Below are 22,497 nucleotides of genomic sequence, written 5' to 3' on the forward strand. Positions count from 1 at the left end.
ATAGCGTTCTATTAACCAGCGATAACTATACCAGCGCACACAGGTTATCGCTGATTCAAAGCTACTAATGTCTAGGCTAGTTAAGAGGAGCCAACTGATAGGATTAACTCCGCTATGCGGATTTTCTTCTTCAGCTAAAATTACCTGTAATTTGACCGGTTGACGAGGGTTCGCTTTCGAGTGATGCTTAGGTACTTGTATTTCAAAACTGGCAAATCTAACTGTTAGTTTAGCTAGTCTAGCCTCGTGATTAGGATTGCGTTTTACTTGCACATCTAGGGTACCACAGGCTTTTATTTCTCTGATGGATTGATGTAAATATTTAGGCTCTGGATGCCCTGACTTTTGCTTGTCTTCGAGATAGTTAACTTTTCGGTTATGAGTTCCTCGGATTAATAAATGAGAGTTAGGACTTCTTGATTGGGCAAATAAATCAAATATGTCTGCCTCACAATCTCCGATTGTTACTACTTGAATTTCTTCGGGTATTTGTTGTTGTGTTTCTGACAAAGAATCTAACCATCTTTGACTTTCTTTTTCTTCGGTTTCTCTTTTTTTGCGTTGCTTGGCAATCCCTAAATTCTTTTCTTCTCTTGCCCAGACATATTGATTAATCAGTCCTAAAGGTATTCCTGGCGCTGACACTCCTAAGGTGGTATGAACTTTGAGACCAAAGGATTTTTTATAATCTAGATAACCCATTCCTTTTTTGGCTTTTTGGGTCGTAAAGTCTAAACTTGTTGTGTCTTGCACTGCCAAAACTATTGGATGTTCTTTGATTCTTTCTACGGTACTTTTGGCTTGGGCGGCAATTATATCTGAGGGGTGAAAATAGGGGGAATTCCAAAAGTCGTAGGTGGCACTGGCGGCGGCTAGATTTCCCGAAGCTTGTGGCACACTTGTACTAGGTTGACTGGCCAAGTTTTCTACGATACTGATTAACCTTTTCTTTCTTCTGGTGTCCCCTAGGTCTGCATACTGTAATTCTTGGGCTGCCCATTTCTCCATTTTTTTGCTTACCTCCACCTTAATTCCTTCTTTCAAAACTATACCTATCAATCGTTTCCCCTTTTTTTAAGTTTCTTCTCTTTTTGTTAAGAAAGATCTGACTAATGGATAGCGACATCGAGGGGGCAGGTGGGGTGTGGGCTGTGGGGTTTTACCGCTTCTGACTCTATCTATTAGGGAGATAGATTTTGAGAGGGTTATCAGCTGCAATCAAGACATGAAGCTAGTTGAACGCCATATCATCACCAAATGCCATCCTTGCTGGTCAGAAATTGACCGAGCTGCTTTTTTGTCAAAAAAGCTCTTCAATCTAGCTAATTACCACTATCGCCAATATTTCTTGGTTGAACACAAGAAATTAAATTTTAATCAACTCTATCACCAAGTAGCTCAAAGTTCTGATTATTTAGCTTTACCAACTAAGGTAGCCAAACAGATAATCAGAAGGTTGGATAAAGCACCGTGTCAATAGTTTTCTTATCTGTGAAAGTTATTTTCTTTCTATCATCCGATAATTTCCCACCAGAGTGTTTATAATCTACAGAACGATTATTTTTGGGGAATTTAGGATAACCTTTTTTACCTTTTACCTTTTATCATACCAAATCCGTTTTTAATAGTGTGATTAACTTCCAAGTTATGGATTGTTTCTCCCCGCTCCCTGCTCTCCTGTACTTTTTAAACAAGATTTAGTATCACTATAGGTGGGAGAGAGTCACAAATATAAGAGGAATCTAAAAAATGAGTCTAAAACTTTACTTTTTGCGTCATGGCGAAACCACAGCCAGTCAAACGGGTAGTTTTTGCGGTCGATTAGACTTGCAACTAACCCCAGCTGGCGATGAAATGGCCAAGGATTTCGCCCTTGCCTATCGAGATGTGCCTTGGACAGGGATCTATTCTAGTCCCCTCAAGCGCACCATGGCCACGGCCACCCCTTTAAGCGATCTCTTAGGTATTCCCATCCACAAACGGGAAGGATTAAAAGAGATTGCCTACGGCCAATGGGAGGGAAAAACCGCAGCCGAGGTTAATCGGGAGTTTCATGATGATTATGTGCGCTGGTTAGCAGATCCGGGCTGGAATTCTCCCACAGGGGGCGAAAAAGGCATCGATATCGCTCGCCGCAGTTCGGAAGTATTAGAGGAAATCGACCATAATCACGATGATGGCCATATTTTGATCGTTTCCCATAAAGCAACGATCCGAATCATGTTATGTTCTCTTTTAGGCATTGATATCGGCCGTTATCGCGATCGAATTGCCATGCCCGTGGCCTCGGTGACGATCGTCGAATTAGCCGAACACGGTCCCCTCTTTCAAGTCATGGGCGATCGCTCTTACCTCCGCAATGACCTGCGCTCGCGAGCGGGAACCTAACCAGTCAACAGTAACCAGGGAAGCCCCGAATTTGGTCTCCTGAAAAACTATGTGCTTGATGTTATATTTTCTACGACACGGACAAACGGCCTATAGCAAAACGGGAGGATACTGTGGTACTCCAGAAAATGACCCCGGTTTGACTGCCGAAGGCATCGAAATGGCCGAGGAATTCGCCGATGTCTATCGTTCTTTACCTTGGCGCGCGGCCTACGTCAGTCCCCTACAAAGAGCTATTCAAACCGCTAAACCCCTCTGTGAAGCGGTAGGACTGAAATTAGAAATCCGCCAGGGATTACAAGAGATCGGTTATGGTCTTTGGGAAGGTATGCACCCCAACGATATCGATCGTCAATATCATGATCTCTATGTACGCTGGTTGACGGATCCGGCTTGGAATGCTCCCCCCAACGGAGAAAGGGGGATCGATATCGCCCGTCGTTCGGCGGCCGTTTTGGAGGAAATTGAACACACCCACAGTGATGGCAATATCCTGATTGTTTCCCACAAGGCCACCATCCGGATCATGCTCTGTAGTCTCATGGGTATCGATGTGGGCCGTTATCGCGATCGGTTTGAAATGCCCGTGGCCGCCGTCAGTATCGTCGAATTAGGCAGTCGTGGCCCGCTTTTCCATGGCATCGGTTTACGTTCCCACCTCAGTGAGTACCTGCGTTCTCTCCCCTGCACCTAATCAGTTATCAGTGATCAGTGATCAGTTATCAGTGATCAGATGTGAGTTTTCAGGTCACTGATTACTGTTTACTGTTTACTGATCACTGAAAATACTCCCCACTTCCCATTTATGCCCAAAATCCATCACTTTGAGCTATTACCTTCCACTAATACTAAAGCGTGGCAATTATTAGAGTCGGGGGAAAATCCGCCTTTTGTGGTGACTGCTAGTCAACAAAGTGCCGGGAGGGGACAATGGGGACGGGAGTGGATTTCTGAACCGGGAGGATTATATTTATCTTTGGCGTTAAATCTGGATTTAGAGGTGGATAAATCTGCCCATCTCGTTCTCGCTACAGTTTGGGGCATCGCTTATCACCTGAATTGTCAAGAAATACCCGTTAAAATCAAATGGCCGAACGATTTAGTCCTATTAGGGCGCAAACTAGGGGGAATTAACCTAGAAACCCGTATTCAGGGTCAAAACATCCCCCAAGCAGTCATCGGAGTGGGCCTCAATTGGTCTAATCCTGTCCCCCCCACCGGTATTAATTTACAGGCTTTTACTGGCAATAAAATCACCTCGATCGCTCAATTAACCGATGTCACCAGCGATGCTATCCTATACGGCTATGAATATTACTGTAATCACGGCATAAAAGCCTTATTAGCCTCCTATTTAGAACTTTTTGCCAATTTTGGTCAAAAGATAGTTTTCAAGGGCTATCAGGGCATAATAACGGGGGTAAGCGATCGAGGGGAATTAAAAGTTAAACTAACCTCGGACAATGCCAGTAGCGAAATCTATCTACCGGCGGGTAGGGTCAGTCTCGGCTATAATTGAGTCTAAATATTTTTTTGACTAAACTGTGAGAAGTGAGGCCGCCCTATGTATCCTTCATCGGTGATATTGAAACTTTTTCTCGGAAAATCCTTAAAAAAGAAGCTGAGTTTATGCAGTGGTCTCGGTTTAGTGATTAGCGGTCTGCTCACTCTTGCTCCCAATGCGATCGCTAATTCCGAAACTGGCAGCGAAACCCCAGTGGTGGAAAATGCCGCCCCCACTCTGAAAGCCCCCGTTATCAAAGAAAATACTAATCCTGCCCCCCGTCTGGCTATCCCCGAAAACCATCAAACCGATATGCCTACCCTTGCCCCCCGGGCCGGCGGTAAAAATAATTTTATCGATACCAGAAACTTTAACCCCCCCAGTTCCGTTGTCGTCACCGAGCGCCGCAGTGGTTGCCAAACCATCGCCCAAAATGGTCAACTGGTAGGAGGTAGCTGTAATCTGGCGGCCCGGTCCCCCCGTCGTCAGCCGGTCAGCACTGTGGCCAAACCCTTACCCCCGGTTAATCTGGCCCGGGTGCGTCTCAATCCTAATCCGGCCGTGCGGGTAGGACGGCAGCCCCGAAATCAGCCGGTTATCGCTAATAATTCCCTGCGTCGTTATGCCCCCACTCTCGTGGCTTCTAGCGCCCCGGTACGTCTGGCCGCCCCGACGGTGATTCCCAGTCAGGTGGTAGCCCTCAATCCCCCGGAATGGAATGGCGTAAAATTGGCTTTAGCCCCCGTGACTCGTGCGGAAGTGGAAGCAATCAGCGAAGCGACCACCTATGAGCGGGCCACCCGTTTAAGTCCCACGGATTCTAACCAAACTCAACGCACGGATTTACTCTTTCCCCTCGCCCTTCCCGCCCAAATTACCTCGGTTTTCGGGTGGCGAAATCATCCAGTCAGCGGTAATCGGGCCATGCACGCGGGTACTGATTTAGGCGCACCGATGGGAACACCTGTATTAGCCGCCTACGCAGGGGAAGTGGCCACCGCCGACTGGTTGGGAGGTTACGGATTAACTGTGATTTTACGTCACCTCGATGGTAGTCAAGAATCTCGTTATGCCCACCTTTCGGAAATTACTGTCAAACCGGGAGAATGGGTGGAACAGGGCGCAGTTATCGGTCGTGTGGGTAGTACGGGACTTTCTACCGGTCCTCACCTACACTTTGAATGGCGACACCTAACCGAACAGGGTTGGACCGCCGTAGATGCCGGTTTACATCTAGAATTAGCCCTCGATAATCTGGTGCAGAGAATGCAAATGGCCGCAGCCACTGACTCTAATCAGAATTAATTGGTCTTGGCTGACAACCATAGCAGTTTTTGGAGCTTAAAAACGCATCGTTGAGCTTTTGCCCAATTGATGCGTTTTCATACATTCGCAGTCTTAAGTAGGGCTTGCTGAATAAATGTGAAATGTAGGCAAGGTAAGGGTTTTGTGGCTTTTCTCGCGAAACAGGTGCAAGATTTTGAGAGAATCGTGCTTCAAAACCTGGCATCTTGAGCGGCGCTCGCGTCCTGTAGGGGCGAAGCATTCGGGCAATAACCTATCGGTGAAACCGTAGATTTTCTATCCGAATGCTTCGCCCGTACTTTTTCAGCCAACCCTAAGTAGTTGGACAAAAATAAAGTTAACTGTGGGGTCAGGAGTCGGTCGTCGGTCGTCGGGAGACGGGATACACGCTAAGATACAAATAATAAACTTGAGAGAAGCACTTGATTAAATATGACTCTAACTGACGTTGAAGTAAATCCCTCGACTCCAGAAGATTTTTTAGATTCTGAAACATTAGTACAGGTCGATTTAATGCAGCAAAAGATTCAACAATATATACAAACCCTATCAGTAGAAAATTTAAAGATGATTCTAGAATTTGCCGCTTATTTGTCAGATAAAGAAAGTGAAAAGGCAACGCAAGAAATTAGAGCAATCCCGAATATTATGGAACATTTGAAAGAAGCTGAAATGGATTTACAATCAGGTTGCCTCATTGATTGGGAAAGCTGAGATGACTTATAAAGTCCGTTTGACAGCTAAAGCAAATAAAGTTTATTCTGAAGCGGATCCAATCTTAAAAAAGAAGATTGCTAAGTGTTTAAAACTCCTTCAAGAAACACCGAAGAATTATCCTCAAATTAAAGCATTAAAGGGAGAATTTGTCTAGAAGTATCGCTTCCGCGTTGGAGACTATCGGGTTATCTATACAGTTGATGATAGTCAGTCTCAAGTTATTGTCTTGCTGATTGAACATCGCAGTCAAGCTTACCGCCAATAAATAGGGTTTGCGGCAAAAAGTTTATTGTTGAAGTCAGTCAGGAAGCGGGAGTTTCAGGCTTTGTTGTCCTCTTTTTGCACTAATTTGTGTTCTATAAAAATGGTAATGCAAGGTTTTTGAAGCTCCCAATCCTCATAGTGTTAATATTCGCTAATCTCATCCAATTGGAAAGGCAAAATTTGAGAAAAAAAGTAGAAGTTAAGGAACGCGGAGCATTCGTTCTTCGATTTCTTGCCAGACGGTAGGGGAAATATTAACAGCCACTTTTTGGCAGTCGAGAATCAGGCGATTAATATAAAAATAATGCTTGTCTATTTCGCTAATTTCTTGGCGGGTGGATAAATTAAGTAATTCAGGCGTTAAATTAAAAGCAGTATTCGAGATTTTAAATAATTGATAAAAAAATTCTTGATGTTCTTTTCTAGTTGCTTTATCATCAGGAATAATTTGTTTTAAAGCTTCTAAATCAGCGATTAATTGGAAAAAATTAACCCTAGAAACAATTCGATACTGAGCAAATAATTTAACTAACCGGACAAACTCATGAATGAAGTTGAAGGTAAAGAGGATACCAGAGATGTTGTAGGCGATCTCGGGGGCGTAGGCGTAGGCGATGATGATGCTGTGGGTGATGGGGATGCCGATGAGGGTGCCGATGCCGATGACGTTGGGGATGACTTTGGCGTAGGCGATGAAGAGCCAATAGGCGAGCGCTCTTCTTCCTACAGGTTTAATCGGACTATCAACAGAATCTTTAGTCATCTCATCTGCCCATTGCAAAATCGGCACTAATTTTTGACCGAGGGGCGTTGTAAGATAATTATGGGCTTCTTTCTCCATTGCTAATAACAATTTATCGGCTTTCCCTCGCATCAAACCCGCCACTAACAAAAACACCTCTTGCCAACGAGTTTCTGTTACATAATTCTTAACTGCTTCTTCAATCAAATCATTATCATAGATATACTGAGCCGTGAGGTATTCCTGAAGGGTTAAATGAGAAAAAGAATAGATATCTCTCGCCCGCTCTACTAAAATTCCCTGTTCAATTTCAATGGTTTTTAATACTTTTTCTCCGTCCAGATGTTGCGGAGCATTTAAGTTTTGTTTAAGGTGATCTTTAATTTGCTTAACAACTTCTCGTTTTTCTAAAAAAAGTTTATCTGCTACAAAATTCTGATAAGCAATTTCAGATAGCAAAATTTCTTCTTGCTCAATACTGAGATTTTCATAAACTAAACCGCGATTAGGTAAACGTTTTTCGGCTGACCATTTTTCCAATAAAATTCGTAACGCATCTTGATAAAGGCGACTGCGATTTGTGGGAAAAGATTGATTTTCATCATAAACTAAACACAAAAAAGTCAACAATAACGGTGTATGGGCTAACTCTTTTGCACTTTTATACTCCTCCTTTTGCAACAGTTCCCAACAATTTTTAGCCGTCTCATTTTTGCGGTCTAATTCCGAACTAAACCAATGTTCAATAAAACTTTGAATTTGCTGATCATCAAATTCGACAATTTCAATATCGGTAAATTGTCGAAGATGAGTTCTAGCAGCAGTGCGACAGGAGAGAATAAAACGATTTTTATAATGCCTATCTACAAAATCTTGAATTTTCTCGATTACATTATAAACATTAGCTGTTGGCACTTCATCTAAACCATCTAATAAAATTAGTAATTCCCCTTTTTCTAGTTTATTGCTAATATTTTTTTCCACATTGGGAAAACCACAGATTTTAAACTCCTCTTCAATTAATGCCTGAATATTAATCTCGTTTTCTTTAAAGTTTTTCAACTCCAGTAAAACAGGTGTTAGAGGATGCTGATAACTGCCTTTATTTCCCTTGAGAGCTTCTAGCCCAACTTTTCGCAAAAATGTAGATTTACCAATGCCGGGATCACCAAGTACCATTAAATATTGTTCTTGATTAGCCAAAAGTAAACCATCTTTTTTACCATCATCCCTAAAGTTAAACCGTCGCTGCTTACTCTCACGATATTTATTTTCTAAATTTTCATCATAATAATCCCTGACTAAATTTCCTAAACATTTGACATTAACATAAATTGACTCCAAATCCATCGGCTTAGACATTTTTAAAACCTTAATCATGCCGTGCCGATCCCAGTAACGTTGAGGATATTTCCGCAAAAAACGATACTTTACCTCTCTAATAAGCTGCCCGACATCTTTATTCAATAACTCATTTTTCTTAATACCCTCCCACCCCGATTTAGTGATTTGGTCAATCAAACTCTTAGCCCCTGCCATTACAATGGTTGTTTCAATTCCTGTCATAACTTAACCCCTGTAAATCCTCTGAAGCTTAGTATAAGCCAGAAAGCGGTTTTCTCATCATCAACCCAGAAACCCACTTTCTCATCAACAACCCAGAAAGCGGGTTTCTCATCAACCCAGAAACCCACTTTCTTTAAGAAAGCGGGTTTCTAATCCTTAAGCCGCTAAACTGAGAATAGCTGCTTGTACTTGGCTCTCATTTCTCAGATTGTAAAATAATGCAAATTTATCTTGACTATAGTGCCACTACCCCCACTCATCCCCAAGTAATCGAGCGGGTTGCCACTATTCTCCAGCATCATTGGGGCAACCCCTCCAGTTTACACAGTTGGGGACAGGATAGGGCGACAGTCATCGAAATGGCCAGAGAACAGGTAGCAGGGTTAATTAATGCCAATTCAGACCAGATTATCTTCACTTCTGGCGGTACGGCTATCAAGCTAAAATTGATCAGCCCCCCGGTAAACCGCCCAAGGCTGGTTCTAATGTTAAGGAGAAAAAATAAAAATTCTTGGGTGGCTATTCCCCCTTTTTCCTGTTCTAACTGATAACTGATAACTGATCACCGATTACTGATAACTGAATATGGCTTATTCTCGCATTAAAAAACTAGCAAATTATCTACGTCCCCATTGGCAAATAGTAACTGGGGGGGTAGTTGCTCTGCTTATTGTTAATCTTTTGGGTGTTTATATACCGCTTTTAATCCGGGATAGCATCGATGATTTGAGTAAATCCTTTGACTTTCAAAAAATCATTTATTATCTGATTTTAATTGTCGCTTTAGCCTCGATTATGTGGTTTATCCGCATGATTTCCAGAGTATTGTTATTCGGGATCGGTCGTCAGGTAGAGTTCGAGCTTAAACAAAAAATCTTTCAGCATTTATTAACCCTTGAACCTGCCTATTTTTCTCGGCAAACTTCAGGAGATTTAATCAACCGTGCCACTAGCGATGTGGATAATATCCGTCGTCTGGTGGGTTTTGCTTTGCTCAGTTTGGCTAATACTTTTTTTGCCTATGGGTTAACTTTACCTGTAATGTTAGCGATTCATATTCCCCTTTCAATCGCCGCTATTTCTGTCTATCCTTTGATGTTAATTGCGGTGCAGTTATTTAGTGGTCGTCTGCAGCGGCAACAGAAAACAGTACAAGAAAAACTCTCGCATCTGAGCGATTTAATTCAAGAGGATATGAGTGGTATTACTCTGATTAAAATTTATGCCCAAGAAGGTAACGAGCGCCGAGCATTTAAGCAAAGAAATCGCAAATTATTACAGGCTAATTTAGATTTAGTCCAGACTCGTAATTTTCTTTTTCCCCTGATTGAAGCTTTGGCCTATGTCAGTTTATTGGCGTTGCTTGCTCTCGGTACTAGACAAATTATAGCGGGTAATATCACCATTGGGGACTTTATTGCTCTGTTAATTTTGGCAGAAAGATTAGTTTTTCCCACTGCTTTATTAGGTTTCACTATTACTGCCTACCAACAGGGAGAAGTGAGTATAGATCGCCTGGAAACTATCCTATTAGCCGAGGCTAAAATTAAAGACAATGCCGATTGTATTCACTTAAAAAATATTCAAGGAAAAATTACCGCCAAAGCCTTGACTTTTTTCTATCCTGATGCTAAGGAACCCGCCTTAAAATCTCTTTCTTTTACCATTAATCCGGGGGAAACGGTAGCGGTCGTCGGTGCGATCAGATCGGGAAAATCTACCCTTGCTAACGCTATTCCCCGTCTTTTGAATATTGCTGAGGGACAGTTATTTATTGATGATCAAGATGTCACTCAAATTGCCCTGGAAGAGCTGCGAAAAGCGATCGCTTATGTTCCCCAAGAAAGTTTTTTATTTAGTACCACTATTGAAGATAATATCCGTTATGGCGATCCGCTGCTGAATTTTTCGGCAGTGGAATCGGCGGCCAAACAAGCGAGAATTCAGGAGGAAATCGAGAATTTCCCGCAAAAATACGGAACTTTAGTGGGAGAACGTGGGATTACTCTTTCCGGGGGTCAACGTCAACGGGCCTCTTTAGCGCGCGCTTTAGCCATCCAAGCACCGATTTTAATCCTTGATGATGCCCTATCTAGCGTCGATAATCAAACGGCTACAGCTATTTTGGAAAATATCAGCCAAGAAAGCCAAAAAACCGTGATTTTTATCTCCCATCAATTATCGGCCGCTGCCACTGCCGATCGCATTTTTGTCATGGATCGCGGAGAAATTGTCCAGATAGGAACCCACGAGGAGTTAATCGCAGTCCCCGGAGTCTATCAAAATCTCTGGCAACAGCAGCAGTTAGAGTCTAAGGTTTTACATTAGCCGATAAAATAGGGAATCTGCCAATTATTGCCGGTTAGTCAGGGAATTTAACCCGGATTTTCTGGCTATTTTGTCGATGGTTTTACATTAGCCGATCAAATAGGGAATCTGCTAGTTATTGCCAGTTAGTAGGAGAATTTAAGAAGAATTTTCTGGCTATTTTGTCGATTTAATGGCAGTAAAAGCCAAGAATCTCACTCAACACTTTATAAAAATTTCTAGCCAATTTTTGTGTTATCTTGATTTCTCGTGGCACAGGTAATGTGCTAAAAACCTAAGAGAAGTCCACTTGTACCGAGAAATTCATGCTTAAAAATCTGACTAAAACCGCTCTTTTAGCCACCGTTACCCTGATCGGTATCCCCAGCGTCTTAATTCAGCCGACAATTGCCCAAATGTCTAGTCTAGGAGATGGTATCATCTGTACAGCAACTGGCAAAACCGCCCAAGGGGTAAAACTCTATGTTTATACTTCTGAAATTGATGACGACTCGATCGACAAAAAAGAACCGGTGACACTGACAATGGTTTCCCCGGTTAGTGATGTGGTGGAAGGGCAAATTTTGGTAGTTAACAAAGACGATAACACCGTAACGATTGATAATTTTGCTGCCGCAACTCCCCCGGAAATGCAGCCGGTAGGATTAGCTGTCACTACCTACCAAGGTAGAAATACTTTTAGCGGAAAAAGTCAAGCAGGAACACCGGTTAGTTTTACCCTAGAAAACAATCTTCGCACCATTAAAGTTAAGCATGGTGGTGATTCTTTCACGGGAGTCTGTCACTAAAACTACCCGAAGAGGGGTTAAAAGTTTTGTTAGTCCTCTTTAACTTGAGCATCTCAAAAGCTGGTTGTTATATTAACCCAGCTTTTTGAATTATAATTAGTTATCTTTTAGCGACAATGAACAAGAATCAACTTTTAAGCGAACCTTTTTTACAATTACCCACCGAAACATCAATACAAGTGGTTTGGTTTACGGAATTTTTTGGCGCTCGTCCTCAGGTGCGCTACGGGGAAAAACTAGAGAAAATAGTCCCCGCTCGCACTAGCAAATTAACTAGAGTTAGAGAAGATGCTCAATCGAGAACCGTTGAAGCTTATCAATCTTTAACCCCTCGAGAAATCTGGCGACATCAGTCCGAAATTACTGATTTAAATCCCGGGGAAAGGATTCCCTATCAAGTCACCATTTTTCAGGAAAATACAGCGATTAGAAGTGATATTTATACCCTTACCCCAAGACCAAAAAAAGGAACTAATCTCAAAATTCTGCTCACTTCCGATCATCAATTAATGCCCATGACTGCCGCTAATTTGCAAAAAGTTAGCGAAACTATTGGACAGATAGATGCAGTTTTTTTAGCAGGAGATTTAGTTAATATACCCGATCGAGCTTCCGAATGGTTTGATGATAGTCGCGGTGGGGCATTCTTTCCCTGTTTACAAGGTCGTGCTAATTATACTCTTACAAAGAATGGTATTCAGACTATTTATAAAGGGGGAGAAATTATTCAAAATGCACCCTTATTTACTGCCATTGGTAATCATGAAGTTATGGGCAGATTTTCTAATTCCAGAGGTTTAAATGAACAGTTTGAAGATGCTATACCTCAATTTATTGCTAAACAACTAGCAGAGGATACAGCAGTAATTAATGAAAACTGGTTAAAAAATAATGCTTTCAACACAGAAACCTACGAAGAAATTTTTTCTTTGCCTCAAAATAAATATTATTCTCTAACCTTTGGCGATATTCGTTTAGTGGTTTTATATGTTACTAATATCTGGAGAAATCCCAATTTAGAACCCAGTGCAAGGGGAAGATATTACGAAAATCAAAGAGATTTAGATCGACCCGACCGCTGGGGTTACGGTCAGCATATTTTTGAGCCAATTGCTCAGGGTAGTCCTCAATATCAATGGTTAGAAAAAGAGTTAAATAGTCGAGAATTTCAAGAGGCTAAATATAAAGTAGTTATGTTTCATCATCCTCCCCATACCCTAGGGGTCAATATCGTTCCACCCTACACCAATCCCGTGCCGAAAATTCAACGGGATACCACGGGAAAAGTTACATCAGTACGTTATGATTATCCCCAAGAAAATGATTATATTATTCGTGATCTAATTCCCTTATTAGAATCAGCCAAGGTTAATTTGGTTTTTTATGGTCATTCTCATTTATGGAATCGTTTTCTTGGTCCTAAGGGTATGAATTTTCTCGAATCTTCTAACGTTGGCAATAGTTATAGTGCTTATTTAGGTGATAAAAAACGTCCTGTACCCCTCGATAGAAATTATGCAGCCATCGGTAATCCTAATGGATTACAAGCAATTATCCCGAATATTGCTCCTCTAGTGGATTGGGTTAATCAACCTTTACCCTATATTGCCAGTAATGATCTGACGGTTTTTAGCATTTTAGATACAGAAAAAGGAACCGTGAGCAGTTATCGTTTTGATACTCGTTATCCTGACTCCGAGGTAATTAAATTTGATGAATTTGACCTTTTTAGCATAGGTGAAGTATAATAAAATTAAAAAGTGCTGGTTAAATAGATTCTCTTGGGGTTAATTGTATGACTACTGTTACTAGCAATGATATTCAAGAATTGAAAGACTTACTCTCGGCAATGCGACAGGAAAACCGCGAGCAGATGATTTCCCTGCGAGAAGAAACCCGCGAGCAAATGATTTCCCTGCGAGAAGAAACCCGCGAGCAAATGACTTCCCTGCGAGAAGAAACCCGCGAGCAAATTGATACGCTAAAGGAAGATAATCGCAAACAACTAGAAACCCTGAGAGAAGAAAATAACAAGCAATTTGTTAACCTACACAAAGAAATAACGGAAGTGAAAATTATAACGGCTAAAATTGAAGGAACAATTCAATCCCAAGCAGTATTAACCCAAAAAATTCCCGATTTAATCGAGAAAGTTGGGGAATTAAAAAACTGGAAACAAATAGCTATTGTCGCTATCACTGCTTTTACCAGTGCCACAATTACTTGGTTTATTCGAGGAGGAAATTTGAAACCTTAAAGTCTGGCATTTTTCTCAATTCCTAATTGGTGCATTTCCAGAATAATCGGTTTCAGGGTTTCTCCGAAAGCGGTTAAAGAATATTCAACTTTAGGAGGAATTTCTGGATAAACTTCTCGGTGAATCAGTCCATCTAACTCTAATTCCCTCAGTTGTTGGGTGAGAACTTTTTGACTAATGGGACTTAAACAAATTTTAAGCCCAAACAAAGCCGAAACTGGCTTGATAAGCGGCAAACACATCCCGATTCTCGGTCAGCCACCTAAAGAAACGAAAAGACATCGCTGTCCGAAAAGCTTCCAAAGCTTCCACAAAAGTGTTTAAAGGTCGATTCGTCCACCGCCTTTGCAGTCCCCCAGTTAACTTATGCCACAGGATAAATGTATAGGCACAAAACACCAAGATAAAATAAAGTGATGTAATCGGTTATAAACTACTCCGACGGCATTATTGGCCATTTGAGGGAGGTTTTTCCTCTCACTTTCCCCTAATAATCCTCCTAAATACTGTCTGAACCCATTTTTTTGCGCTTCGCTCTTGAAGCAGTTGTCAAAACGTCCACACCATCGGTGAAAACAGGGAGGCATCGCGACTGGGGTTGTCTCTTTCATCGCTGCTCTCTCAACGTCAAGTGCTTACTCTATAACGATTATGCTCTATTATACTCTTGTTGATCGTTTAAGTTTCACTAGGATAAATTGATCTCTAATAACCCCGGTGGTGGCGCAATCTCGATGCGTGCCGCTTTCAGATCCACCAGTGGAACAATTTCTTTGACAAAGGGGACCAGGGCCGTGGCCTCTGAGTCGGAGGATGGACTTTTTTTCTTGACGGAAGCTAGATTTGCTTCTAGTTGCACTGCTAAAATGTCATTACCCGCCCACAAAATATCTACTACAACCCCGATTTTTTCTCCTGTCAGGTGATGATAAACTTCTAAGTTTACTAGCTCACTAACATGATATTCATCCGCTTTTAGGCGAGGTTTTTCTAGTTTATTCGCCCATAATTTATATCCGCGCAAAGCTTCGGCCTGTTCCCGATTTTCAACCCCCTCTAACTTGATAACATAAACATTTTTGCCCGGTAGCTCACGTCCCCTGAGCAGAGTAATTTCTCGGATTTCTCCCCCCTGGGGTCCTTGTATTCCCCTCATCCCTCGCTTCTGAAAACGTTCGGGAAAATCTGATACCGATAAAACTCGCAATTCTCCCTCCAGTCCCTGGGGTGCTACTATTGTCCCAATTTCTAGCCAATTTTCTTCCATTGTCTCGATATTTTTTGCTATAGCTTTCCCTAGTATATAGCCTTTTTTGTCTCGCTCCTAGATTTTAAAAGTCTTGGTAAGCTAAAATTTTTAGTTGACCTCTACTCCTGACCATTTTTTGACTTTTTACTGGTGACTTTTTACTGAATTATGACTATTTGGCAAGCGGATTTTTATAAATCTTCATCTTCTTCCCCTCTTGGCACAGTCTGGCAATTGTTAATTTCCGATCCTCTCGGTCATCTTATCTATGAAAATTCCTGTCCCCAATCCCAAGCTAATAGCGACTGGTTAACCCAACAGTTACAGCAAGCTTGTCAAGTCTCCTCCCCAGAAATTATCCAAGTTTTTCGCCCCCAATGCGCCAATTTATTTCTCCTCGCTGGTCAGAATTTACAGATCAAAATCCAGTTAACCCGTCACGTTAACGCCCTGAAAAAACAGCTAGAATTGCGGCAAATCCCCATAAATATCGACTCTCCTCCACCACAACCCGTACCCGACCAATTTTTAGGTCAAGAGTGGCGTTTTGCTCGTTTTCCCGCCGTTGATTTAGTTGACTTTTTTGGCGATCGCCGAATACCGATTCTTTCCCTACCAGAGGCCTTTTACCCTTTAAAACTAGGTTTAGCCTCCACTTTAATGATCCCCGGTGTGGTTATTACCGGTGGTAAAAAATCTCTGGCGATCGCTCGTTGGTTAGGGGAAATTAACCCGGTATTTATCGATCATATTCCCACAGAAACGGGGCGATCGGGCGGTTTAGTCTTGGAATCGGGTCTAAATGAGCGTTGGATTTTCCTGACCTACGAAGATGAAGAAGTGGCCCAGGCAGCCAATGCTTATCAAGCAACCAAAGAGGAAAGCCAAGGTTTGCACTTTCTTCTCATACAACCAGACGATTCCAGTCGCACTTTTACCGGCTTTTGGCTACTGAAGCAGGTTTAACCCCCAAGCTGTCCCCAAGAGGCAGAGAATGCCAGCTAAACCCGCTAAAGGTTGGTTATATATACCTTTAACCCAAGCTAACCCAGAATCGCTGTAAGACATCAATTCGGCACTGTCTAGCAAGGCCAATCCCCATACCCAACCGCCATGAAGTCCCCAAGCTAATCCTAAACTACCATGATCGATCGCCCGCGCCCAGACCAGAACCATCCCCATCAGAAATAAACCGGGTAGTTGCGGCAGCGTTTGCTGACGTTCCCAAAGCAGATGCAGCAGGGCAAAAATTAGGCTAGAAATGGCTCCCGCCACCCAAAAACCGTATTCTTGGCTTAATTGGCTCCAAAAGATGCCCCGAAAGATTAATTCCTCGGTAATACCCACCCAGAGGGCCACTATCAACAGGGGTAAACTCAAGGCAAAAGCGCGAGTGAGGTTTTTGGGCTGCCAATGTACCCAGGCCAAAATCCCCTCCAGAAAAAAAATTATCCCTAATCCCACCACTGCCAGGATTAATCCTTTGCTTAGGGAGATAAATAGGGAAAATGACCAAATTAATCCGTAATTATGGAGGCTGCTCCCCTCTATCTTCAATAATCCCCAGATAACTAAGGGAGCCAAAACGTAAAGAGAGGCCACCAGTGGCAATTTTTGGTCAGGTTTTGTCCCTTGCAGCGGTTGCCATCCCAAACGACTCCCTAAAACAATGGCAATGGGCAGCCAGAGAATTAACCAGACTAACAGGAAAATAATAATTTTTATTAAGGCAGCAATGTCCATTGTCAATTAGGTGTTATGGAAGTAGCGGTTGGGGTTTTGGGGTTTTGGGGTTTTGGGGTTTTGGGGTATTAGTTGAAATTTCCCTATCCCCCCATTTCCCTACCCCCTACCCCTAACACCCATAAAACAAACCCTCTAGGGACAGAACAATTGTGGAACTTTGCTCTGGAAAAGCCTAGCTCCAACAAAAATCCATCCCTAGGGGGTTGCGAAAAAGAAGAAAAAGTGCTTAAGGAAAACCCCTCGAGTTGATGAAAGAGGCGGTCAGGGGTTAGAATTAGGGATAAGAATCTATATTGTCTTTTTGGTCGGTCTTGTCAAAACTAGCCCTTTTGACTGCCGATTTTTTTTATCCTTATCCCTACTCCGTAACCTATTTAAGCTTCTACTGGTTCTTCTGATTCCATTTGTTTGAGGTGGATGTGCTTGTAGCCAAGTTTGATTTCAAATTCATCGCCGGGCTGCAAGTTCATTTGTTCGGTATAGGTGGAACCGATGACGATTTGACCATTTTTGTGGACACTAACCCGGAAAGTGGGTTCGCGGCCGCGGCCATCTTTAGTGCCTTCGGGATCGAGAGGAACCCCTTTTGCACCCAAAACAGCATCGTAAAAGTCGGTTAAATTGACCCGAACTTGACCATCTTTACTTTGGGAGTAGTAACCACAACGTTTTGCCGTTTCGCGACGGGGTAAGTGGGCCAACTCTTTGACTTTTTGAAGTAGAGCTTTCCCTGTTAGGGGAGTAGGAGAGATATCATTCATGGTACTTTTAAATGTCCCTTGATTTTTGACTGACTGTCAATTAAGTTTACACTGACAAATTGATCATACCAAAAATCTTGCCAAAAATGTCTAGAGGGGAATAATAAATTTTTTAAAACTGATGGTTCTGTGATGACAATCGTGCTAAGAAGACCCCAGACTAGGTAGTAAGTGTAAACCTTGTGGGGGAGAGGAAATTTTTGGTCAAGACTCTCGCAATTTTTGGTCGAGTGCGAGGAAAACAGGGGGGAGAAAGTGAGGACATAAAACCGATCAAGCTATACCTAGCAAGGAATTGAGAAACTATACTTGTGGTTGGAGTTGGCAAAAAACTAATGACCCAGAGCAGTAAATCCAGGGTGATTAAACTGTTTTCGAGCGACTTGCCCATCTATGATTAGGTCTAGATACCCACCCCTTGGCTGAACCGACCGGGGAAAATCTTAAGGATTAATTACCATTACTAGCTCCCCTTTGGCCCGTTAACATCGATTATCCTGAGTATTAGGAGTCCCTCATCCCCGTGCCGAGTATGGAAGTTTCTTTTAAAATTCTGCGTCAACGACCCAACGACACCCCTTACCTAGAAAATTTTACCCTAGAGGTGGAGGCGGGAAATACAATTCTCGACTGCCTTAATCGCATCAAATGGGAACTTGATGGAACTTTGGCCTTTCGTAAAAATTGCCGCAATACAATTTGTGGCAGCTGTGCGATGAAAATTAACGGTCGTTCGGCCTTGGCTTGTCAAAAAAATATCGCCAGTGAATTAAACCATTGTAGCCAAAAAGATGCCGGAGAAATTCCCGAAATCACGATCGCACCCCTGGGTAATTTACCGATTATCCTGGATTTAATCGTCAATATGCAACCGTTTTGGGACGATTTAGAAAGAGTTGAACCTTATATCAGTAGTCAAGCACGCACCATTCCCGAACGAGAATTTCTGCAAACTCCAGAAGAAAGAGCCAATCTCAATCAGATGGGTAACTGCATTATGTGCGGGGCCTGTTATTCGGAATGTAATGCTAAGCAAGTGAATCCCGATTTTGTCGGTCCCCACGCTTTAGCAAAAGCGCAGCGCACCCTAGCAGATTCCCGCGATGGTAATCAGGAAAGTCGCCTAGAACTTTATCATCAAGGCACCGCCGGGGTTTGGGGTTGTACCCGTTGCTATTTCTGTAATGCGGTTTGTCCCATGGAAGTGGCCCCCATGGATCAAATCGGTAAAATTAAACAGGAAATACTCGCTCGCAAGTCGGACGATAGTAGTCGTCCCATTCGTCACCGGAAAGTTTTAGTGGAATTAGTCAAAGCAGGGGGATGGGTTGATGAACGCAAATTCGGCCTCTATGTGGTGGGCAATTATTGGCGCGATTTACAGGGTTTATTAAGTATTGCCCCCTTGGGATTGCGGATGATTGCTAAGGGTAAATTTCCCACTTCCTTTGAAGCTTCCGAGGGAACCGAGGAGGTGAGAGGTTTAATTACTGCCATTCAAAATTCTCGCTCTTGATCACCCTCGATAGTTAGAGTAATTTTGAGATGATTATGATCTATATTCTATTTGACTGGAGAACTCATTATCATGTTCGATCGAGATAGTATCCGTGGTTTTTCTGCCCTAATCACCCTTGTGGGAGTCGCTTCTAGTTTGGGTTTTAGCTTCAACGCACCGGCTTTCTCCCAAGCTACCTCTAACAATTTACCATTACTCTTAGCCCAAAAAAGCGAAAAGGTGCGAGTAGCGGTTTTAGACTTCGATTATAGCGGTCTCAGTAATCCCCAGTGGCTAACATTTCTCAATGGTGGAGCCAGTGGTGTCAGTGATATTCTCGTCAATAAATTGGTGGAAAGTGGTCGCTATACAGTCATTGAGCGCAGTCGCATTGATGCTGTCCTCAGAGAACAGAATTTGGGGGCTTCGGGACGGGTAGATGCCGCTACCGCCGCTCAAATCGGGCAAATTTTGGGGGTAGATGTGGTGATTATCGGTTCGATTACCCAATTCGATTTACAAAAAAAACAATCTGGTGGCTCGTTTATTATTTTTAGCACCGCCAAGACAGAAACCGATGCTTTTGTCAAGTTAAATGTCCGGGCAATTAATACCACCACGGCCGAAATTATTACCACCGCTCAGGGAGATGGTACTGCCAATCAATCCGATGGTTCAACCGTGGTTTTAGGGGTTGGGGGTGGTTCCCAAACCTCCAACGAAGGGAAATTACTCAGTATTGCCACGGATAAGGCAGTGGCGCAGGTGGTGGATAATCTCAATGATAAAGCCGACCAAATCGCCGCTACACCTCGCTCGCTCCCGACTGTCACCGCTTTAGTGGCTGCCGTGGCGGGAAATCAGGTAATTCTCAATAAAGGTACGGGAGAAGGCTATCGTGTCGGTTTACGCATTTCCATCGAACGGACGACTCAAACGGTCAAGGATCCGCAAACGGGTAAGGTTATCCGTCAGATTACTCAACCGATTGGCACTCTCGAAATTGTCGAAGCTGATGGTCAATCTAGCGTCGGTCGCATCATTACCGGTAATGGTTTTAAAGTCGGTGATTTAGCTAAACCCATTCGTTAGTTATGAATTATGAATTGGGGAAGTGGGGAGGTGGGGAGATCGGTAAACTTAAATCTGATAACTGATCACTGATAACTGATCACTGATCACTGATAACTGATCACTCACGAAAATTTGAAGTTATTTGACACTCCCGTCGCACTAAGCGCTTCGGGATTCTTAGTTCAACGAGTCCACTTAAATTAGATGCCTTGCGTTATCCAACCCAGAGGTGGTTCTCACGCTTGCGCGTTACTTTTCGTATGCCCTACGATAGTCCCCCTGGCCCCCCCGACGTCGGGGGGGGCCAGGGGGGGGGACAAAGTTTGCTTGAATTGAAACGTTAGCTTCAAATACTGCTTTGTCTATTTCCTGTAAAGATTTTACATCACGAGCAGGGGGAAACTAGAACTATTGAGTAGAACCCCATATCTTTAATTGTCAAGGTGCAGATAGCGTAGTGGTTAGACTACATGGGTTTTTAAAGCGGTTGATTACCCTATCCGCTCTACTTACATGGTAGCTATTTGGCCTGAGTAGGTCAAGACCCTTACAAGAAGAAGTTATTCGAGATTTTGTCAGGAGACTGGACGCTTATTTTTAATCGTGCTTCGTGTCACTGAGCCTTTACATTGAGCCTTTACATTGAGCCTGTCGAAATGTGTCGAAGTGCTGTTTTATATTGGCGCTTGGTTTCATCCCGTCGCTTTTAGGGACGGGATGAAACCCCGACATTTGAGATAAAATTTATAATCGGAATCCCTTGGATATTCCCTAGACCAGAGCGATTAACGAAAACTATCAAAAAATGATACAAGATCAAAAACCCACGGTGATCATTACTGGGACAACTTCTGGAGTCGGTCTCTACGCCGCTAAATCCCTTGCTCAAAGAGGTTGGTTTGTGGTTATGGCCTGTCGGGATATCCCGAAAATGGAACAGGCGGCCAAGGAATTGAACATTCCCCGGGATAACTACTGTATTGAATTTATCGACCTCGGTTCCCTCGATAGCGTCCGGCGCTTCGCTAAAAATTTCCGGGCCTTGGGCAGACCCCTAACCGCTTTAGTCTGCAATGCCGCTATCTATCTGCCTTTGCTCAAAGAACCCTTAAGAAGTCCCGACGGTTATGAATTGAGCATGGCCACCAATCATTTAGGTCATTTCCTGTTGTCAAATTTGCTCTTGGAAGATCTAAAAAATTCTCCCTCTCCCGACCGCCGTTTAGTCATTCTCGGCACTGTCACCCATAATCCCGATGAATTAGGCGGTAAAATTCCTCCTCGTCCCGATTTGGGCGATTTGGACGGGTTTGCCAAGGGTTTCAAAGAGCCGATTACTATGGCCGACGGCAAAAAATTTGAATCGGTCAAAGCCTACAAAGATAGTAAGGTGTGTAATGTTCTCACCATGCGGGAACTGCACAAACGCTATCACCAATCGACCGGAATCACTTTTACTTCCCTCTATCCGGGTTGTGTGGCCGATACACCCCTTTTCCGCAACCATTACCCCTTTTTCCAGCAGTTTTTCCCCTGGTTCCAGAAAAATATCACCGGTGGCTATGTTTCCCAAGAATTAGCCGGGGAAAGAGTCGCTATGGTGGTGGCTGACCCCGAATACCGTCAATCCGGTGCTTACTGGAGTTGGGGCAATCGTCAGAAAAAAGAGGGTAAATCCTTTGTTCAAAGGGTTTCTCCTCAAGCTCGCGACGATGAAAGAGGCGCAAAAATGTGGGAATACAGCGCTAAATTAGTCGGATTGGCCTAATTTCTGATTTTGAGACTAAAAAGGGACACAAGGTAACTTGTGTCCTTGTGGAAACGGGGAGTGCTGGGACAGGGAGAAACAGTCCATAACTGGGTTTTTAAAGTTTGATTGGCAGTTAATGATACTATTAAAAACCGATTTGTTATTATTCCGATTTGACTGCAAGCTTTTGCCAATCTTGACGGACAAGATTAGTGAACTTTCCTCAATAATCACTTGATCGGTCTTTTTCACACGAGGTAAGTAACTAGACACAATTAATTGCACATATCTAACCACCTCTTGCCTTTTGCCTCTTGCCTTTTGCCCATCCTAACCAAGAAGTTAATTTTGTCCCATTACTTATATCATGGCTATCATCTACGTTAAGTCTGGTGCGACAGGTAATAGACCTCTTGCAAAAATTTTTTATGGTATAATGGAGGGTTTATCTATTTCGTCTTTGAACTTCTAAATTTATGATCTTTCCACCATTATTTTTCCACAGATACGGTTAATCAACTCTCAATACATTATTGGCACGACCAAGATATCTAGCTTGT

19 protein-coding genes and 4 pseudogenes are annotated in these 22,497 nt (G+C 42.9%); 15 read left to right on the forward strand and 8 right to left on the reverse strand.

Features of this window, described 5'->3' with window-relative positions:
• On the reverse strand, positions 1-1,008 hold a 1,008-nt coding region (locus tag H6G48_RS12700; protein ID WP_190722081.1), incomplete at its 3' end, for an IS4-like element ISMae7 family transposase.
• Positions 1,009-1,466: 458 nt separating this feature from the next.
• Positions 1,467-1,601 (reverse strand): annotated as a pseudogene (locus tag H6G48_RS26325) (RNA-guided endonuclease TnpB family protein); the annotation flags it as partial.
• Between the two features lie 148 nt (positions 1,602-1,749).
• On the opposite strand from H6G48_RS26325, the gene H6G48_RS12705 reads away from it, so the two are divergent.
• From H6G48_RS12705 to H6G48_RS27185, 6 genes and pseudogenes are all read left to right on the forward strand, one after another.
• Positions 1,750-2,388 (forward strand): histidine phosphatase family protein, encoded by a 639-nt coding sequence (locus tag H6G48_RS12705; RefSeq protein WP_190722056.1) that lies wholly within the window; start codon positions 1,750-1,752, stop codon positions 2,386-2,388.
• 49 nt (positions 2,389-2,437) lie between these two features.
• Positions 2,438-3,082: a histidine phosphatase family protein gene (locus tag H6G48_RS12710; protein ID WP_002759710.1), complete on the forward strand. Its 645-nt coding sequence runs from the start codon at positions 2,438-2,440 to the stop codon at positions 3,080-3,082.
• Between the two features lie 111 nt (positions 3,083-3,193).
• Positions 3,194-3,907: a biotin--[acetyl-CoA-carboxylase] ligase gene (locus tag H6G48_RS12715; RefSeq protein WP_190722058.1), complete on the forward strand. Its 714-nt coding sequence runs from the start codon at positions 3,194-3,196 to the stop codon at positions 3,905-3,907.
• Between the two features lie 45 nt (positions 3,908-3,952).
• The gene (locus H6G48_RS12720) at positions 3,953-5,197 is read left to right on the forward strand and encodes a M23 family metallopeptidase (RefSeq protein ID WP_190722060.1); all 1,245 of its coding nucleotides are present in this window, start codon (positions 3,953-3,955) and stop codon (positions 5,195-5,197) included.
• 432 nt (positions 5,198-5,629) lie between these two features.
• The gene (locus H6G48_RS12725) at positions 5,630-5,911 is read left to right on the forward strand and encodes a hypothetical protein (RefSeq protein ID WP_002787278.1); all 282 of its coding nucleotides are present in this window, start codon (positions 5,630-5,632) and stop codon (positions 5,909-5,911) included.
• A gap of 1 nt (position 5,912) precedes the next feature.
• Positions 5,913-6,179 (forward strand): annotated as a pseudogene (locus tag H6G48_RS27185) (type II toxin-antitoxin system RelE family toxin).
• Between the two features lie 198 nt (positions 6,180-6,377).
• On the opposite strand, the gene H6G48_RS12735 reads toward H6G48_RS27185, so the two are convergent.
• Entirely contained in the window at positions 6,378-8,486 is a 2,109-nt protein-coding gene (locus H6G48_RS12735; RefSeq protein WP_190722062.1) for an NACHT domain-containing protein, read from the reverse strand.
• A gap of 218 nt (positions 8,487-8,704) precedes the next feature.
• Here H6G48_RS12735 and H6G48_RS12740 point away from each other — a divergent pair.
• The 5 genes and pseudogenes from H6G48_RS12740 to H6G48_RS12760 all read left to right on the forward strand — a co-directional run.
• A pseudogene (locus H6G48_RS12740) lies at positions 8,705-8,974 on the forward strand (aminotransferase class V-fold PLP-dependent enzyme); the annotation flags it as partial.
• A 97-nt stretch (positions 8,975-9,071) separates the two neighbouring features.
• Positions 9,072-10,814 carry an ABC transporter ATP-binding protein gene (locus H6G48_RS12745; RefSeq protein WP_190722066.1) on the forward strand — a complete coding sequence of 581 codons (1,743 nt, stop codon included), beginning with the start codon at positions 9,072-9,074 and terminating at the stop codon, positions 10,812-10,814.
• 305 nt (positions 10,815-11,119) lie between these two features.
• Positions 11,120-11,602 carry a hypothetical protein gene (locus tag H6G48_RS12750; protein WP_190357498.1) on the forward strand — a complete coding sequence of 161 codons (483 nt, stop codon included), beginning with the start codon at positions 11,120-11,122 and terminating at the stop codon, positions 11,600-11,602.
• 116 nt (positions 11,603-11,718) lie between these two features.
• Complete coding sequence (locus H6G48_RS12755; RefSeq protein ID WP_190722068.1) at positions 11,719-13,350, forward strand: purple acid phosphatase family protein; 1,632 nt, start codon at positions 11,719-11,721, stop codon at positions 13,348-13,350.
• A gap of 47 nt (positions 13,351-13,397) precedes the next feature.
• Entirely contained in the window at positions 13,398-13,859 is a 462-nt protein-coding gene (locus H6G48_RS12760; protein WP_242034632.1) for a hypothetical protein, read from the forward strand.
• On the opposite strand, the gene H6G48_RS12765 is transcribed toward H6G48_RS12760, so the two are convergent.
• The 3 genes and pseudogenes from H6G48_RS12765 to rimM all read right to left on the reverse strand — a co-directional run bounded on the left by H6G48_RS12765 (position 13,856) and on the right by rimM (position 15,126).
• Entirely contained in the window at positions 13,856-14,068 is a 213-nt protein-coding gene (locus H6G48_RS12765) for a winged helix-turn-helix transcriptional regulator (protein WP_269464993.1), read from the reverse strand. The genes H6G48_RS12760 and H6G48_RS12765 overlap by 4 nt on opposite strands.
• A pseudogene (locus tag H6G48_RS27635) lies at positions 14,055-14,270 on the reverse strand (IS701 family transposase); the annotation flags it as partial. The gene H6G48_RS12765 and the pseudogene H6G48_RS27635, both read right to left, overlap by 14 nt.
• Before the next feature lie 277 nt (positions 14,271-14,547).
• On the reverse strand, positions 14,548-15,126 hold the full coding sequence (rimM, locus tag H6G48_RS12775; RefSeq protein WP_190722070.1) for a ribosome maturation factor RimM: 579 nt from the start codon (positions 15,124-15,126) through the stop codon (positions 14,548-14,550).
• A 150-nt stretch (positions 15,127-15,276) separates the two neighbouring features.
• Between rimM and H6G48_RS12780 the strand changes: the two genes are divergently transcribed.
• Positions 15,277-16,074: a Tab2/Atab2 family RNA-binding protein gene (locus H6G48_RS12780; protein ID WP_190722073.1), complete on the forward strand. Its 798-nt coding sequence runs from the start codon at positions 15,277-15,279 to the stop codon at positions 16,072-16,074.
• Here H6G48_RS12780 and H6G48_RS12785 read toward each other — a convergent pair.
• Positions 16,057-16,851 (reverse strand): CPBP family intramembrane glutamic endopeptidase, encoded by a 795-nt coding sequence (locus H6G48_RS12785; RefSeq protein WP_190722075.1) that lies wholly within the window; start codon positions 16,849-16,851, stop codon positions 16,057-16,059. The genes H6G48_RS12780 and H6G48_RS12785 overlap by 18 nt on opposite strands.
• A 377-nt stretch (positions 16,852-17,228) precedes the next feature.
• Positions 17,229-17,615 carry an AbrB family transcriptional regulator gene (locus H6G48_RS12790; protein ID WP_147071252.1) on the reverse strand — a complete coding sequence of 129 codons (387 nt, stop codon included), beginning with the start codon at positions 17,613-17,615 and terminating at the stop codon, positions 17,229-17,231.
• Between the two features lie 532 nt (positions 17,616-18,147).
• On the opposite strand from H6G48_RS12790, the gene H6G48_RS12795 reads away from it, so the two are divergent.
• The 3 genes from H6G48_RS12795 (at position 18,148) to H6G48_RS12805 (ending at position 21,955) form a co-directional block, all read left to right on the forward strand.
• Positions 18,148-19,131: a succinate dehydrogenase/fumarate reductase iron-sulfur subunit gene (locus H6G48_RS12795; protein WP_190722077.1), complete on the forward strand. Its 984-nt coding sequence runs from the start codon at positions 18,148-18,150 to the stop codon at positions 19,129-19,131.
• Positions 19,132-19,203: 72 nt separating this feature from the next.
• The gene (locus H6G48_RS12800; protein WP_008202558.1) at positions 19,204-20,205 is read left to right on the forward strand and encodes a CsgG/HfaB family protein; all 1,002 of its coding nucleotides are present in this window, start codon (positions 19,204-19,206) and stop codon (positions 20,203-20,205) included.
• 787 nt (positions 20,206-20,992) lie between these two features.
• Positions 20,993-21,955 carry a protochlorophyllide reductase gene (locus tag H6G48_RS12805; RefSeq protein WP_190722079.1) on the forward strand — a complete coding sequence of 321 codons (963 nt, stop codon included), beginning with the start codon at positions 20,993-20,995 and terminating at the stop codon, positions 21,953-21,955.
• The last annotated feature ends 542 nt before the right edge of the window (positions 21,956-22,497 follow it).

Origin of the sequence: Microcystis flos-aquae FACHB-1344, assembly GCF_014698375.1 — a bacterium.
GTDB lineage: Bacteria > Cyanobacteriota > Cyanobacteriia > Cyanobacteriales > Microcystaceae > Microcystis > Microcystis aeruginosa.

Bases quoted from the DNA above. Each gene is read 5' to 3' on its own strand.
- H6G48_RS12745 (WP_190722066.1), top strand. From the start codon at position 9,072: ATGGCTTATTCTCGCATTAAAAAACTAGCAAATTATCTACGTCCCCAT.
- H6G48_RS12800 (WP_008202558.1), top strand. From the start codon at position 19,204: ATGTTCGATCGAGATAGTATCCGTGGTTTTTCTGCCCTAATCACCCTT.
- H6G48_RS12720 (WP_190722060.1), top strand. From the start codon at position 3,953: ATGTATCCTTCATCGGTGATATTGAAACTTTTTCTCGGAAAATCCTTA.
- H6G48_RS12710 (WP_002759710.1), top strand. From the start codon at position 2,438: ATGTGCTTGATGTTATATTTTCTACGACACGGACAAACGGCCTATAGC.
- H6G48_RS12805 (WP_190722079.1), top strand. From the start codon at position 20,993: ATGATACAAGATCAAAAACCCACGGTGATCATTACTGGGACAACTTCT.
- H6G48_RS12735 (WP_190722062.1), bottom strand. From the start codon at position 8,486: ATGACAGGAATTGAAACAACCATTGTAATGGCAGGGGCTAAGAGTTTG.
- H6G48_RS12760 (WP_242034632.1), top strand. From the start codon at position 13,398: ATGACTACTGTTACTAGCAATGATATTCAAGAATTGAAAGACTTACTC.
- H6G48_RS12755 (WP_190722068.1), top strand. From the start codon at position 11,719: ATGAACAAGAATCAACTTTTAAGCGAACCTTTTTTACAATTACCCACC.
- H6G48_RS12780 (WP_190722073.1), top strand. From the start codon at position 15,277: ATGACTATTTGGCAAGCGGATTTTTATAAATCTTCATCTTCTTCCCCT.
- rimM (WP_190722070.1), bottom strand. From the start codon at position 15,126: ATGGAAGAAAATTGGCTAGAAATTGGGACAATAGTAGCACCCCAGGGA.
- H6G48_RS12750 (WP_190357498.1), top strand. From the start codon at position 11,120: ATGCTTAAAAATCTGACTAAAACCGCTCTTTTAGCCACCGTTACCCTG.
- H6G48_RS12705 (WP_190722056.1), top strand. From the start codon at position 1,750: ATGAGTCTAAAACTTTACTTTTTGCGTCATGGCGAAACCACAGCCAGT.
- H6G48_RS12715 (WP_190722058.1), top strand. From the start codon at position 3,194: ATGCCCAAAATCCATCACTTTGAGCTATTACCTTCCACTAATACTAAA.
- H6G48_RS12785 (WP_190722075.1), bottom strand. From the start codon at position 16,851: ATGGACATTGCTGCCTTAATAAAAATTATTATTTTCCTGTTAGTCTGG.
- H6G48_RS12725 (WP_002787278.1), top strand. From the start codon at position 5,630: ATGACTCTAACTGACGTTGAAGTAAATCCCTCGACTCCAGAAGATTTT.
- H6G48_RS12795 (WP_190722077.1), top strand. From the start codon at position 18,148: ATGGAAGTTTCTTTTAAAATTCTGCGTCAACGACCCAACGACACCCCT.
- H6G48_RS12790 (WP_147071252.1), bottom strand. From the start codon at position 17,615: ATGAATGATATCTCTCCTACTCCCCTAACAGGGAAAGCTCTACTTCAA.